The 14,130-nt window shown below is 40.0% G+C and carries 14 protein-coding genes; 11 read left to right on the top strand and 3 right to left on the bottom strand.

Going from position 1 to position 14,130, the window contains the following annotated elements; all coding sequences use genetic code 11:
• Positions 1-50: 50 nt before the first annotated feature.
• Positions 51-2,027 carry a M23/M56 family metallopeptidase gene (locus tag BFP71_RS02960; RefSeq protein ID WP_069833954.1) on the bottom strand — a complete coding sequence of 659 codons (1,977 nt, stop codon included), beginning with the start codon at positions 2,025-2,027 and terminating at the stop codon, positions 51-53.
• Complete coding sequence (locus BFP71_RS02955; RefSeq protein WP_069833953.1) at positions 2,027-2,395, bottom strand: BlaI/MecI/CopY family transcriptional regulator; 369 nt, start codon at positions 2,393-2,395, stop codon at positions 2,027-2,029. The genes BFP71_RS02960 and BFP71_RS02955 overlap by 1 nt, the downstream gene beginning before the upstream one ends.
• Positions 2,396-2,522: 127 nt before the next feature.
• Between BFP71_RS02955 and BFP71_RS02950 the strand changes: the two genes are divergently transcribed.
• The 11 genes from BFP71_RS02950 (at position 2,523) to BFP71_RS02900 (ending at position 12,651) form a co-directional block, all read left to right on the top strand.
• Positions 2,523-3,680: a GlmU family protein gene (locus BFP71_RS02950; protein WP_069833952.1), complete on the top strand. Its 1,158-nt coding sequence runs from the start codon at positions 2,523-2,525 to the stop codon at positions 3,678-3,680.
• The gene (locus tag BFP71_RS02945; RefSeq protein ID WP_069833951.1) at positions 3,677-4,798 is read left to right on the top strand and encodes a DNA polymerase III subunit; all 1,122 of its coding nucleotides are present in this window, start codon (positions 3,677-3,679) and stop codon (positions 4,796-4,798) included. Before BFP71_RS02950 ends, BFP71_RS02945 begins: the two co-directional genes overlap by 4 nt.
• Before the next feature lie 9 nt (positions 4,799-4,807).
• A complete protein-coding gene (locus BFP71_RS02940) occupies positions 4,808-5,254 on the top strand; it encodes an ATP-dependent zinc protease family protein (RefSeq protein ID WP_069833950.1) in 447 nt (148 codons plus the stop codon).
• Positions 5,251-6,162 carry a 30S ribosomal protein S6--L-glutamate ligase gene (rimK, locus tag BFP71_RS02935; protein WP_069833949.1) on the top strand — a complete coding sequence of 304 codons (912 nt, stop codon included), beginning with the start codon at positions 5,251-5,253 and terminating at the stop codon, positions 6,160-6,162. The genes BFP71_RS02940 and rimK overlap by 4 nt, the downstream gene beginning before the upstream one ends.
• Positions 6,159-7,091, top strand: a complete 933-nt coding sequence (gene hemC, locus BFP71_RS02930; RefSeq protein WP_069833948.1) for a hydroxymethylbilane synthase — start codon at positions 6,159-6,161, stop codon at positions 7,089-7,091. Before rimK ends, hemC begins: the two co-directional genes overlap by 4 nt.
• Positions 7,081-7,995, top strand: a complete 915-nt coding sequence (locus BFP71_RS02925; protein ID WP_069833947.1) for a peptidylprolyl isomerase — start codon at positions 7,081-7,083, stop codon at positions 7,993-7,995. The genes hemC and BFP71_RS02925 overlap by 11 nt, the downstream gene beginning before the upstream one ends.
• Before the next feature lie 200 nt (positions 7,996-8,195).
• Positions 8,196-9,074 (top strand): peptidylprolyl isomerase, encoded by an 879-nt coding sequence (locus tag BFP71_RS02920; RefSeq protein WP_069834547.1) that lies wholly within the window; start codon positions 8,196-8,198, stop codon positions 9,072-9,074.
• Positions 9,075-9,974, top strand: coding sequence for an SDR family oxidoreductase (locus BFP71_RS02915; protein WP_069833946.1), 900 nt, complete (start codon positions 9,075-9,077; stop codon positions 9,972-9,974). It begins immediately after the preceding gene.
• A gap of 95 nt (positions 9,975-10,069) precedes the next feature.
• Positions 10,070-11,458: a sodium-dependent transporter gene (locus BFP71_RS02910; RefSeq protein WP_069833945.1), complete on the top strand. Its 1,389-nt coding sequence runs from the start codon at positions 10,070-10,072 to the stop codon at positions 11,456-11,458.
• Between the two features lie 66 nt (positions 11,459-11,524).
• Entirely contained in the window at positions 11,525-11,863 is a 339-nt protein-coding gene (locus BFP71_RS02905; RefSeq protein ID WP_069833944.1) for an MGMT family protein, read from the top strand.
• A 50-nt stretch (positions 11,864-11,913) separates the two neighbouring features.
• A complete protein-coding gene (locus BFP71_RS02900) occupies positions 11,914-12,651 on the top strand; it encodes a TerC family protein (protein WP_069833943.1) in 738 nt (245 codons plus the stop codon).
• 1 nt (position 12,652) lies between these two features.
• Here BFP71_RS02900 and BFP71_RS02895 read toward each other — a convergent pair whose 3' ends face one another.
• On the bottom strand, positions 12,653-14,086 hold the full coding sequence (locus BFP71_RS02895) for a sodium:solute symporter (protein ID WP_069833942.1): 1,434 nt from the start codon (positions 14,084-14,086) through the stop codon (positions 12,653-12,655).
• Positions 14,087-14,130 lie beyond the last annotated feature (44 nt).

Below are 14,130 nucleotides of genomic sequence, written 5' to 3'. Positions count from 1 at the left end.
CCCGATTAATCGGGGAGGCTTCTTCTGTTTATACGCACTTATCCCTTAGTTCAAGGATCAATAATCTCTATCAATTTATTGTTTGCGCTCACTAACTCAGCATTATCTTTTTTCTTGACCTCCGCTAATTGATCGAAGACTTTGTTTGTATATAAATCTACTCGGTACTTAGGTTTTTGAGGATCGTTCACCCTCAATTTAGTTTTTACAAAGTAGGAGAAATCATTGGCAGTATATATTGCCAATTCTTTGTTAGGAGTGATTTTTCCGTCAATAACCACCATAAATTCTTCCGCGTTTGTCCAATTCTCAGTAACATCTCGACTTGGTCGTTTTGTATAGAGGCTAAAGCTACCGTTCTTAAGACCCTTTAATGCATTTAATTGGGTAGTCGAAAGATCACTCATTTTCATCTCTTTAGATACCTCTTCGTAATGATCTACGAAGAGAATTTTATTCTGGTCATATATAATCTTGCCATACTTAGATTCTTTGGAAAACATTAAGAGACGTGTTTCTCTTTTATCCATGTCGAATTCTGTTCTTAGCAAATAACTGTTTACCTCAGCGGTGATTTTCGAATGACTTAATACAACTTCAGTGTCTCTCGTAAAGAAAAAGTATTCATCAGGATCTATTTGAGCACCATTCTTAATGACTTCATAGTGTAAATGAATATTTGATTCTGGGATTGAATTACCGACAGTACCGATCATTTGTCCCAAACTGACCGTCTCGCCCTTAGATACATTTAACGCTTCTAGAGATGCGTAGACCGACTCATAAGTGTCGTTGTGCTTTATTCTTATGAAATTTCCATAACGTTCATTGTTTGAAGAAGCTATAACCACAAGTCCAGCGGCAGTAGCATAAACCGGAGTGCCTCTTTTCGCGCGGAAATCGACTCCTTCATGGTCGTGCATGTCTGGTGTTCCATAGCCAACAGTAGCACCAAAAGGTAGGATCATTTTAGTACCCTCTTCTTCTAGTTTTACTGGAGAAATCTGAGGTTTAACACTTTTGCCGTAAATAATTTCAACCTGGTTCTTATCCTGCTCTGTATCTTGTAGTTTTTGGTTGTTAGTAGGTTTTAAAGTGAAAGACATACCTACTAGGCAGATAGCCAGCAAAGTGAAAACTGTTTTGAAAATGGTAGACGATCTTGAGTTCTTCTTGGTCATCATAATAAATCGCTTTTGTGTGAATGAATAATTGAAGGGTGAAACCATTGAAAAAGTGCTCGTTTGGTTTCTTTTTACAAACTCGAAGAGCAGTTTCTGATATTTTGATATGCTCTTATGTTTCCGAATAACCTCATTATCAGCCAAATACTCATGGTTTTGACGAATAGCCTTACTAAACCAATAGTAGAAAGGATTGAACCAGAGGATCGCTTTGAACAATTCGGTTATCATCACATCAATTGAATGCCGTTGTTTTACGTGTGCTAATTCATGTGTCAGTATTTCGCTATGATTTTCCTTTTGGTCAAAGTCTCTTGAGTAGATGTATATGGAATTGAAAAAGCTAAAAGGTGTCGTCAATTCGGGTAGCAGGATAACTCTGGTATCGTTGTGCCTTATTGAAGGGTTCTTTTTGGCAAGCCTGAGAAGCCGAAAGGTGTTCAAGCCCAAACGACCTAATAAGACAACACTCACTAATATGTATATAGCAAAAGTCCCTTGAGGTATTGCTTGGGAGTTTGTAGTCGTTTTAGCTTCTAACTTTTCTTTGTCAATCGAAAGCTCTTGATTTTGAGAGGGCTTAACGAAGTCGTTTGTCTGTTTTGAAGTGAATCTATCTATCTTATTGACAATAGGTTTGGTGTAAGTTTTAGTCTTGATATATGCTGGTGTAATAGTCGTTGGAAGCTTGATTGTAATGAACGGAACAATGACAGTTAAGCATAAGGCAAAGATTAGATAGTATCTTTTGAATCGATGCAAAGATGACTTTGCGAGGGCCAACTGATAAATGCTCAAGAACAAAAGCGAACAGAGGATAATTTCTAGTATTGTGTGCGTCATTACTGATCCTTTTTGATTTGAGCGTCAATTATTTTTTTCAGTTCTTTTAATTGATCAGTAGAAAGGTTGGCCTCAGACGTGAGAAATGAGCCTAGTTGCTTAGCAGAATTGTCAAAGAAGTCGTTCATCAATCCTCCCTTATGCTTTGAGAAGTATTTTTCCTTAGTAACAAGTGCATAGTATTCTCTGGAGTTTCCGAATAATCTGTAGTCGATAAAACCTTTGTCTCTCATTCTTTTTAGCATGGTCAAGACAGTCGTTGTCGCAGGTTTGGGTTCAGCAAACTCATGAAGTAGGTCTTTCATAAAGGCCTTTTTAAGTTTCCAGATATGCCGCATTAATTGTTCTTCGTTCTTTGATAAGTTCATGCTCTACTTTATTAGAGTGTACTCTACAAATGTAGAGTAATAAAATTATTTTCCAAACTTTAACCCTTAGACACAGATAATTCTGGCTCCTTAAGCTTTACTTTGAAAGCTTTTCTATTTTTACTCCATGGATATTACACTATTTGATTCTCCAACTATCAGGCATAATTTGTTGCCATTTACTTTTACCAGACCCGTAGCCCAAGTGCGTGTTGGTATATTGAAGATTTCTGAGAAATGGGAGACTTTTGGCTTTTCAGTGGGGTATGAAACTCAAGATTATCTGCAAGAAAAGTTTCCAAATAATCAATCCGATCTTAAAATCAATGGTGCTCTGTGTCCAAATGATAATCTTGTTGAGGCCATAAAATCTTTAAAACCAGGTCAGCGACTTACTGGGCAGGAAGAAGACCTAGCAATAAACGGTAGCGGAGAGGAGTCCATCAGTTTTGAAGGAGACTTTCGACTCATCACACAGCCTTGGGAGATATTTGGGTTTAACAAGGAAGAAATAATAGCCGACTTTTATAAAATCACTTCGGGAAGGAAATCTGCAGAGATTACCGATGTACATACTATAGTTTACGGTAAGGAAAATCTGTTTGTGGAAGAAGGTGCGACGATCAAAGCAGCCGTAATTAATGCTGAAGATGGCCCTGTTTATATTGGTAAAAATGCCCAAGTGCATGAGGGCGCTATTATTAAAGGCACGTTTGCGCTTTGCGAAAGCTCACATATAAATATGGGGGCTAAAATCAAAGGGGATACAACTGTCGGCCCACACTCAAAAGTGGGGGGTGAGGTGAGTAATTCTGTGATTTTTGGTTTTAGCAATAAGGGTCACGATGGCTTTCTGGGTAATTCTGTGATCGGCGAATGGTGCAACCTTGGTGCTGATACCAATACCTCTAATTTGAAGAATAATTATGCGGCCGTCAAACTCTGGAGCTATAGCACAAATAGGTTTGCCAATACTGGTTTACAGTTCTGTGGCCTTATGATGGGTGATCATGCCAAATGTGGTATTAATACTATGTTTAACACAGGCACAGTCGTGGGGGTTGGGTCTAATATTTTTGGTTCTGGCTACCCAAGAAACTTTGTTCCTTCATATGCTTGGGGAGGAGCCAACGGGTTTACTACCTTCCAGCTTCGTAAATTTTATGAGGTTGCCGCCGCTGTAATGAAACGACGCGGTATCGAACTCGATGATATTGAAAAGAACATACTATCGACTATTTTTGATGCTTCTTCCGTAAATCGAGTGTGGGAAAATAAAGGATGAGATTTCAGGATATTCCAGGATTAGAAAGTACAAAAGCAAAACTGATAGATGCAGTGGCTAATAACCATGTGGCGCATGCACAGTTGTTTGTAGGTATGGAAGGTTCGGCCAATTTGGCTATGGCCTTGGCATTTTCAAGTTATCTGAATTGTGAAAACCCGACCGATACCGATGCTTGCGGAGAATGTCCGTCTTGTCAAAAAAACGCCAAATTTATTCACCCCGATGTCAATTTTATATTCCCATCGGCGGCCACCCCAAAACTCAAAAGAGAAGATGCAACAAGTGAGAAGTTCCTAACGGAATGGAGAACTTTTCTAGAGCAATCAGTTTATGGGAATGTAAAAGATTGGAGCAGTCACTTTGGTTGGGAAAATAAACTTTTGATGATTCCGCGCCAAGAAAGCCGAAATATAGTGAAGGCCCTTTCCCTTAAAGCGTTTGAAGGTCAGTACAAAATCATGATTGTATGGCTTCCAGAATTAATGAATGGAAATGCGGCGAATGGCATATTGAAGATACTTGAGGAGCCACCCGAAAAAACTATTTTTCTGATGGTGTCTAGTGAAGCTAATAAGCTTTTGACGACAATCACATCAAGAACACAACAACTCAGAATCCCTTCTTTCTCAGATGAAGATGTTTCCAATACGATAGTTCCGCATGGTATCACCCCAGAAAGAGCCGATCGTATCGCCTATATGTCTGAGGGAAATATGCGTTTGGCACTGCAAATGGTAGGTGGAGAAGATAATGAGACACAGGAATATTTTAAAAATTGGTTTAGACAGTGTTTTACTTTCAATTTTCAGGAATTGACAAAAATGGCCGATGAGTTTCAGAAAAAGGGCAAGGAATTCCAAAAGGAATTATTAGGTGTTGGAACAAAAGTAATGCGTGAGTCTTTGATTAATTCAGTGTCGCTGGATAGTCTTTCAAGGATTCCTGACCAAGAAAAGGGGTTTATAGAGAAGTTTTCAAGCGTTTTTACCGCAGAGAAGATTATGAAAGTGACTCCAAAGCTAGACGAAGCCCAATATCACATTGAGCGTAATGCAAATCCCAAAATTCTCTTCCTTGATTTATCAATGACGATTGGCCAAATTGCACGATCGTAATTTGACTGAATGAGTAAAAAATTAAAGACAATTGGCAGGTCGGATATAGTCGACTTGCCTGATCTAAACTTGTCTGATATTAAAGCAAAAGTTGATACTGGAGCCTACACTTCCTCCATCAATTGTTCAAGGGTGAAGTTAAAGGAGGTTGATGGTATTAAAACATTGAGTTTTTACATTCCAGGTAGCCGAATTCATGAGAAAAAGGCACGCAAATTTACAACGACTCAATTTCAGAAAAGGAAAATCCGTAGTTCTAATGGGATGACAGAAAGTAGGTATGTTATCAAAACTAGGTTAATCATTTTTGGCAAAGAAAGGAAACTAGAGTTGTCATTAGCAGATCGCAGTAAAATGAAATTCCCAATCCTTTTAGGAAGAAAGTTTTTGACTGACCGTTTTATTGTGGATGTTAGTGTCAAGGATATTTCTTACAACCTCAAAATTGGCTCATGAAGGTAGCTGTACTATCCAGAAACCCAGAACTATATTCTACAAAAAGACTTATCGAAGCGATTGAAGCAAGAGGTCATACTGGCGTTATTATCGATCATTTGAAATGTGATTTAGTAATTGAATCGGAAGGCCCAGCTATATATTACAATCGAGAGAAGATCAATGATATTGACGCTGTTATTCCCAGAATTGGCGCTTCGGTAACTTTTTATGGAACAGCAGTGGTTAGGCAGTTCGAGATGATGGGAGTTTTTAGTACTTCTTATTCTCAAGCGATCGTTAGGTCAAGAGATAAATTAAGAAGCCTTCAGATACTATCTGGAGCAGGGTTGCCAATGCCAAAAACCGCTTTTACCAACTATTCAAAAGAGGAAAAAAGTTTGATAGATCACGTGGGAGGGCCACCAGTTATAATCAAACTATTAGAAGGCACTCAAGGCCTGGGTGTGGTATTAGCTGAAACCAGAAAGGCTGCCCAGTCTGTGATCGAAGCCTTCCATGGTCTAAAGGCAAGAATTATTGTTCAAGAATTCATTAAAGAAGCTAAAGCTTCGGATCTTCGCATCTTTGTAGTAGATGGGAAAGTTGTAGGAGCCATGAAGCGGACCGGTGTGGAAGGAGAGTTTAGAAGCAATTTACACCGAGGTGGATCGGCAGAACTAGTAAAACTCAGTCGTAAGGAAAAATCAGCGGCTATCAAAGCGGCCAATTCACTAGGTCTTGCTGTGGCGGGCGTTGATATGCTTCAATCCAGTAGAGGTCCATTGATTCTCGAAGTGAATTCTTCTCCTGGACTTGAGGGAATCGAAAAGGCAACCAATATTGATATTGCAGATGAGATCATAAAATTTATAGAAGCAAATCAACCTAAGAAAAGAGGCGTAAAGTCGAAATTAAGAACTTCATGAGCATAAGAATAGGAACCAGAGGCAGCCAACTAGCGCTATGGCAGGCGCATCATGTGGAGAAAAAATTACAAGATGCAGGTTATGCTACAGAGATAGTGACAATCGAAACTAAGGGGGACAAGATTCTAGATGTGTCTATCTCCAAGATAGGAAGCAAGGGCGTTTTTACGGAGGAAATTGAAGCACAACTAGAAAATGGGCAGATAGATATTGCGGTACATAGTGCTAAAGATATGCAGTCTACACTACCCGAAGGCTTTGAATTGATCGCTTTTATGGAACGCGAAAAGCCAAACGATGTCATCATCAGCCATAAGAAAAACCTTCAAATGAATGGTACTACACCCTTTGTTTTAGGGACTTCTTCAACCCGAAGGGTGGCCACGCTCAAACACTTAATGCCAGCTATAGAAACTACACCTGTTCGCGGAAACCTTCAGACTAGAATTCGCAAAATGAAAGAGGGCGCTTGCGATGCTTTACTATTGGCATATGCTGGTGTTCATAGAATGGGTTATGAGGATATGATCGTTTGCGAGATGCCTTTGAATATGTTTATCCCAGCGGTAGGCCAAGGCAGTGTGGCCATTGAAGTACATGAATCATTGGAGAACAAGAAGTCGGAAGCTATTCGATCAATTCTCAACCATGAGACAACAGAGCAATGTATACGGGCCGAACGTTCTTTTTTGAAGGTGGTAGACGGAGGCTGTAGTATTCCGGTATTTGCATTGGCACAAATAGAAGATAATCAGTTGAGTATAGAGGGGGGTATTATCAGTCTTGATGGTAGCGACAAAAGAGTGAAGAAATTTTCAGGTGAAATAAAGGCATCTGAAGAATTAGGAAGACAACTCGCGGAAGAAATACTATCTTCGGGCGGAGAAAGAATTTTGAAAGAGATTAAAAATAAAATCAATGAAAAATAGATTAGCTCAGGCTTTAATGATGGCGTTTGTAGCGCTTATGATAGTGGGATGTGGAGATTCAAATTCCTCATCAGAATCTGTGGAAGGAAATGACTTTCTAGTAACCATTGCTACAGATTTTGGGGACATGAAGGTGATTCTTTATGATGAAACACCAGAGCACAAAGCGAACTTCCTTAAGTTGACAAATGAAGGCTTTTTCGACAGCCTATTATTTCACAGAGTGATAAAAGGGTTTATGATTCAAGGTGGAGACCCTGAATCCAGAGGAGCTACGCTCGACCAAAGGTTAGGAAGTGGAGGCCCAGGATATAAAGTTCCAGCAGAGATAAAGCCAAATCTTTTTCACAAAAAAGGAGCGCTTGCTGCGGCACGTGAACCAGACCAAGTAAACCCAGAAAAAGCATCAAGTGGTAGCCAATTTTACATTGTTCATGGGAGTGTAACCCCAAGAGAAAGATTAGAAGGGGTGAATCAGAATAAGATTTTTGAAGCTTACCGTCAACTAATGACCAATACGCCGAACGATCCGCTGGCGATGGAGTACAAAGAAACGCTTACCAATTATCCAGGTAACGACTCTATTCAGGCCAAAGTAGATGCTACGTTGGATCAGTTAAGCGCAAAGACGGGAATACTTTTCGAATTGCCAGAAGAACAAATAGAGGCTTACTCTACTATAGGTGGTTATCCTCCTCTTGACGGTGGTTATACTGTTTTCGGAGAGGTAATTTCAGGCTTAGAAGTAATCGATGCAATTGCCAACGTTGAAACTAAAGCCAAGCAGGTTGAAGATAGGCCGATAGAAGATGTCAAAATGGTCGTAAGTGTAGGAGAAGTACCTCGTGCGGAAATCGAAGAGAAGTACAACTACAAATATCCAACTTCAGTAGCTAACCAATAATCAGTTCTGAGGTAAGCTTAGAAGTTAAAATGCAAAAAACACAACTTTCGTCAGGCGAAAGTTGTGTTTTTTGGTTTATAGCCGTTGGGCAATGAGTATTCCTAAGACCGTCCATATCAAATCACCTGATGAAAACAGATAATTTTTAACGGTGCACCAATAATTGAATAAATTAGGCATTCGAACCGAATATGCTTGACATGAAAAGTATTAAGATGATCTGCCTAGTCGCAATCCTTGGAATCATAGGTTGTGCACCTCCCGAAATGGACGAAATTGTCGTTATATCTACCCCTTATGGCGATATGACAGCCGTATTATATGATGAAACGCCCCTGCATAAAGCGAACTTTCTAAAGCTTGCCAAAGGTGGTATGTACGACTCTGTGATATTTCATAGAGTGATTGAAAACTTTATGATCCAGACTGGAAACTTAGCGACTGGCAAATTGGAATCAGGTGTCGACTATCGTATTGATGCTGAGTTTATGCCCGAAAAGTATATTCATGAGAAAGGTGCCCTGGCCGCAGCCAGAATAGGAGACAGTGATAACCCGACTAAGAAATCTAGTGGTTCGCAGTTTTATATTGTTCAAGGTGAAACGTATGATGATGAGGGCCTAAAATCTAGAGCAGATAGGAGACATTACCTGAAGGTAAATGGCCTGTTCCAGCGAATGCTTGATTCGGAACGCTACCCAGAGCTAACAGAAAAGTACAATTACCATGTACAAAAGGCGCAAGAGGATACGGCCTATGACTTTCAAACCGCTCAACGAAATCTAGTCTATAACTCCATGGATGTCATTGAAAAGCGTTTTGGTGATCAAACGGACCCTGGTTATCCCGATTTTGCCAAGGAGATCTACGCTACCATAGGAGGAACGCCTCATTTGGACGCTGAATACACTGTTTTCGGTAAAGTGGTAGAAGGTTTAGCGGTGATTGATAAAATTGCAGCCGTGGAAACTAATCGAAGAGATAAGCCACTTAGTGATGTGAGAATGGAAGTAAAGGTAGTCCCTATGTCCAAGTCTGAGATCACTAAAAAGTACGGCATCACCTACCCAAAAAATTAAATGAGAGTATTAATAACTGGTGCTAATGGCCTACTTGGTCAAAAGCTGGTGAAGTTGATTTTGGACAAAGGTACCGATGAACTTATTGCTACTGCAAGAGGTGATAATCGATTGCCCTATTCGGAAGACAATTATACCTATGATCAAATTGACATTACAGATCGAGGCCAAGTCCTATCCGTTATAAAAACACATCAACCAGACGTCGTAATCCATACGGCAGCCATGACAAATGTAGACCAGTCCGAGATTGAGCAAGAGGCTTGCTGGAAGCAAAATGTGGATGCTGTTTCTTATGTGATAGAAGCTTGTGAACAAACGGGAGCGTTTCTTCTGCACTTATCGACCGATTTTATTTTTGATGGAGAAGATGGCCCATATGATGAGTTAGCTAGTGCTAATCCGATCAGTTATTATGGGGAAAGTAAATTGGCAGCCGAGAAACTACTTTTTGAGTCCAAAATTAAGTGGTCGATCGCTAGAACAGTGCTGGTTTATGGAATTGCGCACGATATGAGCCGATCTAACATAGTGCTCTGGGTGAAGAAAAGTCTCGAAGAAGGGAAAGAGATTAAAGTGGTAGATGATCAATTAAGAAGCCCTACGCTTGCCGAAGACCTAGCGATAGGATGTTACTTAATAGCCGATCAGCGTGCTGAAGGTATTTATAATATTAGCGGAAAAGATCTATTAACGCCTTACGAAATGGCTTTGGAAACTGCCAAGTTCTTTCAGTTAGATATCAAAACAATGGAACGAGCAGATGCATCAACATTTACCCAAACCGCCAAAAGGCCTCCAAAGACAGGTTTGTTAATCAACAAAGCCATCAAAGACTTGGGTTATTCCCCTAGGTCATTTGTCGAAGGTATAGCAATACTGGTCAAGCAGATGTCATAGAAGTGCCGTCTGACCTAATTCGAATTGCAGTCTGCTCTATTTTGGATATATTGAAAAGATATTTTTATCTCAACTAAACCTTAAATACTAATTCTATGGCAATAAATGCTTCTTCCGACAACCGCGGGCAGTGGGGATCCAAGTTTGGATTCATCATGGCTGCAGCTGGTTCAGCAGTCGGATTAGGGAACATTTGGCGTTTCCCTTACATCACTGGAGAAAATGGTGGTGGAGCCTTTGTGCTCGTTTATTTGGCTTGTGTAATTCTGATTGGTGTACCGTTACTCTTTACAGAAATGGGCTTTGGTCGATTTACCAAGAAAAGTACCATTGGTGCATTTAAAGACACGGGTGCGAATCCATTTTTTATGGGGTTAGGGGCTATTCTTGCCGTTTTGGTGAGCTTCTTCGTGCTTTCTTATTACGGTGTAATTGCAGGATGGACGATCGGTTATATTGGTAAATCAATTTCTGGTTCTACAGAGTCATTTGCAGATTTTGCTGCTAACCCAACAATGACAATTCCGCTGATGGCTGCCTTTACGCTAGTCACGATTTTTATTGTCAACAAAGGTATTTCAGGTGGTATAGAAAAGGCTGCTAAAGTTTTAATGCCTGTTTTATTCATTCTAATTGCCGTAGTAGCGATTAGAAGTTTAACACTAGAAGGTGCTATGAAAGGGGTTGATTTCTACATGAACCCAGATTTCAGTAAGATCACTGGTAATACGATTCTAGCCGCACTAGGTCAGGCATTTTTCTCTATGAGTATCGGTTGGGGTATTATGGTTACCTACGGATCTTATCTACCAAAATCAGCGAACATAGTAAGTAGTGGTGTATGGGTAGGCTTTATGGATGCTGGAGTAGCGCTATTAGCTGGATTTATGATTTTCCCTGCTGTATTTGCTTACGGGCTATCTCCTGAAGCTGGGCCAACTTTGGTGTTTCAAGTGCTTCCAGAGATATTCTCACAAATGCCTGGTGGCGCTGCCATAGGGGCATTTTTCTTCCTGTTATTAACTGTAGCAGCTTTGACCTCTTCAATTTCGATGTTAGAAGTACCAGCATCTTACTTTATGGATGAAAAGAAATGGAGCCGTAAGAAATCGGCTTGGGTTGTCGGAACTGCATTATTCATAGTAGGTATTCCTTCGGCACTTTCTTCAGGAGGAGCAGCATTCTTTTCAGAAATGGAAGTCACCATTTTCGGTGGTACTTACACCGGTTTTATGGATATCCTTGACTACTTCTTCGGTACGTTCTTTATTGTTATCGTAGCGCTTGTTACATGTATTTATGTAGCTTGGAAAATGCCAATTGACAATATTGTTTCTGAGATTGACCAAGGGTCTAAATGGACACCAGGTACTTTAGCATCCAATGCATTTGTATTCTTTATTCGTTTTGTTTGCCCAGTAGTTATTCTGCTAGTGTTACTGAACATGATGGGTATTTTCGGAATTTTTGCTGGTGGAGGTTAATCTCAACGCATCGTAAAAGACTAAAAGTCCCAGCCACTGGTTGGGACTTTTTTATTAGCTTAGAATATGGCAAAAGATCACACTAATTTTTTCAATAGTGTTTACGATGTGGCCCGTTTAATTCCTCCCGGTCGTGTAACCAGTTATGGGGCCATAGCCCACTATCTTGGTTCAAAAGGGAGTGCACGAATTGTGGGTTGGGCAATGAATGCTTCGGGTATTCATGAAGATGTACCAGCACATAGAGTCGTAAATCGAGCCGGAATTTTGACCGGTAAACATCACTTTGGAACGATTAACCCGATGCAAAAACGGTTAGAGGCCGAGGGCGTAATAGTAGTTGATGATAAAATTCAAAATCTTGATCAAGTATACTGGGATCCGACTGTAGAGCTCGCCCTTTAAATCCCTTAAATTTGTTCCTAACTTACACTACCAATTCTTTTTAAACTTAAATGGAAGTCTTATTTACCTCTGAAGGCGTTGTCGCCTTATTAACACTCACATTCTTAGAAATTGTGCTCGGTGTTGATAACATCATTTTTATCTCAATCATTTCGAATAGACTTCCAAAAGAGAAGCAAAGAAATACTCGAAACCTTGGACTACTGCTAGCCCTAGTGATGAGAATAGGCCTACTTCTAGGGATAAGTTGGATAATTGGTTTTACAGAGCCTTTATTTACTGCTTTCGACTATGAGATTAGTATCAAAGACTTGATTCTCATTGTTGGTGGTCTTTTTCTAATTGGAAAAAGCACTACTGAAATCCATGAGTCACTAGAAATTGATGAACACGAAGAAACGCAGAAAAAAGCTACTTCAATTGCTAAGGTTATCCTTCAGATTGTCGCGCTTGACATGGTGTTTTCCTTTGATTCAATTTTAACTGCAGTAGGTTTGACTGAAGAGATATTAATTATGATTGTGGCAGTTACTATTGCAATGGTAGTGATGATGACTTTTGCAGGTAGAATTAGTGACTTTATAAACAAGAACCCTTCTCTTCAAATGTTGGCCATGTCCTTCTTGATCTTAATTGGATTTATGTTGGTGCTTGAAGGCATTGGAGAACACATCCCTAAAGGTTACATCTACTTTGCGGTATTCTTCTCCTTGGCGGTAGAAAGTTTGAATATGCGTAGGCGAAGGAAAGTGGAAGCCGTGAAGCTTAAGAAACGTATAAAACAATAAGTTAAGCCTCTTTTCCTGTTCTGGAAATTGCTAGCAATCCAAGGAAAGTTAGTGCCCCATTTAAGGCGAGTACGAAGAATCCAAGCCACCCATCTGTGTTCATATCAATAAGGTAAGATAGGATGGGTGCAGCTATGCAAACGGCTAAAACATATTTATCGCGAACGACCCTTTTGGTTAATAAACCAAAAGAAAATAGACCAAGTAAGGGGCCATAAGTATATCCTGCTGCTCGGAAAATAGAGTTGATGACGCTATCATCATTTATGCCATTAAATATTAGAATGATAATGAATAAAGCTACTGAAAAGGCGATATGAACCTTTAGTCTTACCTTTTTCTTCTCGCTTTCCTCACGTTGCTCAAAGTTTAGAAAGTCCACACAAAAGGCGGTTGTTAGGGCGGTTAAAGCAGAATCTGCACTTGAATAGGCAGCTGCAATTATGCCAAGTAAAAATACAATGCCAGCAAAAGTACCGAGGTGATTTAAGGCCAATAATGGGTACAATCCATCCGTGCGATCTGGGATAGAAATGCCATTTTGTTCTGCATACAAGTAAAGTAAGGCACCTAAACTTAGGAATAAGATATTCGCGATAATTAGCACCACGCTAAACCAGAAAATGTTCTTTTGTGCATCTTTCAGTGACTTACAAGTCAAGTTCTTTTGCATCATATCCTGATCTAAGCCAGTCATAACGATGGCGATCAGTGCACCAGAAATAAATTGCTTAGGGAAGAAACGAGCGTTACCCCAATCCAGATAAAAAATCTTGGACATTTCACTGGATTGAATTTCAGCAATGGTTTCTCCAAACCCCCAACCAAGTTCTTTGGTGATGATGTAAATCGTGGTGATCACGGCGATTAATAGGAAGGAGGTCTGTAAAGTATCCGTCCAAACGATCGTTTTAATACCGCCTTGGAAAGTGTATATCCAGATCAACAAAATCGTCACAGCCACAGATACCCAAAACGGAACCCCGAAAGCATCGAAAAGAGCTGTCTGCAGGACTATCGCTACCAAGAAAAGCCGAAAAGAAGCTTGAATTGTTCTAGACAGTAGAAAGAATGCTGATCCAGTTTTGTAAGACCAAAACCCGAATCGTTGTTCTAAATAACCGTAAATGGAAACTAGATTTAGCTTGTAGTATAGTGGGAGTAATACTTTGGCTATTACGAAATAGCCTAATAAATAGCCCAATACGACCTGAAAGTAAGAAAAGAAGCTGTTGCCGACTTCTCCCGGTACAGAAATGAAAGTTACACCAGAAAGTGATGCACCAATCATACCGAAGGCTACCAAAAACCATGGTGATTGCTTATTCGCAGTGAAGAATGTCTGCGACGTCGCACCTTTCGATGTTACGCGTGCTATAACTACCAATAGTGCAAAATATCCGGCTATTAGACCGATTACCAAACCAGGGCTCATGAAATGAAGGTATTTGTATAACTTTCAATATGATTGATTTTTCG

Source organism: Roseivirga misakiensis, assembly GCF_001747105.1.
Taxonomy (GTDB): domain Bacteria; phylum Bacteroidota; class Bacteroidia; order Cytophagales; family Cyclobacteriaceae; genus Roseivirga; species Roseivirga misakiensis.
The sequence above is the reverse complement of the archived record's forward strand: the minus strand, read 5'-3'. Positions and strand labels throughout refer to the sequence as shown.

Bases quoted from the DNA above. Each gene is read 5' to 3' on its own strand.
- BFP71_RS02940 (WP_069833950.1), top strand. From the start codon at position 4,808: ATGAGTAAAAAATTAAAGACAATTGGCAGGTCGGATATAGTCGACTTG.
- BFP71_RS02915 (WP_069833946.1), top strand. From the start codon at position 9,075: ATGAGAGTATTAATAACTGGTGCTAATGGCCTACTTGGTCAAAAGCTG.
- rimK (WP_069833949.1), top strand. From the start codon at position 5,251: ATGAAGGTAGCTGTACTATCCAGAAACCCAGAACTATATTCTACAAAA.
- BFP71_RS02895 (WP_069833942.1), bottom strand. From the start codon at position 14,086: ATGAGCCCTGGTTTGGTAATCGGTCTAATAGCCGGATATTTTGCACTA.
- BFP71_RS02900 (WP_069833943.1), top strand. From the start codon at position 11,914: ATGGAAGTCTTATTTACCTCTGAAGGCGTTGTCGCCTTATTAACACTC.
- BFP71_RS02910 (WP_069833945.1), top strand. From the start codon at position 10,070: ATGGCAATAAATGCTTCTTCCGACAACCGCGGGCAGTGGGGATCCAAG.
- BFP71_RS02960 (WP_069833954.1), bottom strand. From the start codon at position 2,027: ATGACGCACACAATACTAGAAATTATCCTCTGTTCGCTTTTGTTCTTG.
- BFP71_RS02945 (WP_069833951.1), top strand. From the start codon at position 3,677: ATGAGATTTCAGGATATTCCAGGATTAGAAAGTACAAAAGCAAAACTG.
- BFP71_RS02950 (WP_069833952.1), top strand. From the start codon at position 2,523: ATGGATATTACACTATTTGATTCTCCAACTATCAGGCATAATTTGTTG.
- BFP71_RS02925 (WP_069833947.1), top strand. From the start codon at position 7,081: ATGAAAAATAGATTAGCTCAGGCTTTAATGATGGCGTTTGTAGCGCTT.
- BFP71_RS02955 (WP_069833953.1), bottom strand. From the start codon at position 2,395: ATGAACTTATCAAAGAACGAAGAACAATTAATGCGGCATATCTGGAAA.
- BFP71_RS02905 (WP_069833944.1), top strand. From the start codon at position 11,525: ATGGCAAAAGATCACACTAATTTTTTCAATAGTGTTTACGATGTGGCC.
- hemC (WP_069833948.1), top strand. From the start codon at position 6,159: ATGAGCATAAGAATAGGAACCAGAGGCAGCCAACTAGCGCTATGGCAG.
- BFP71_RS02920 (WP_069834547.1), top strand. From the start codon at position 8,196: ATGAAAAGTATTAAGATGATCTGCCTAGTCGCAATCCTTGGAATCATA.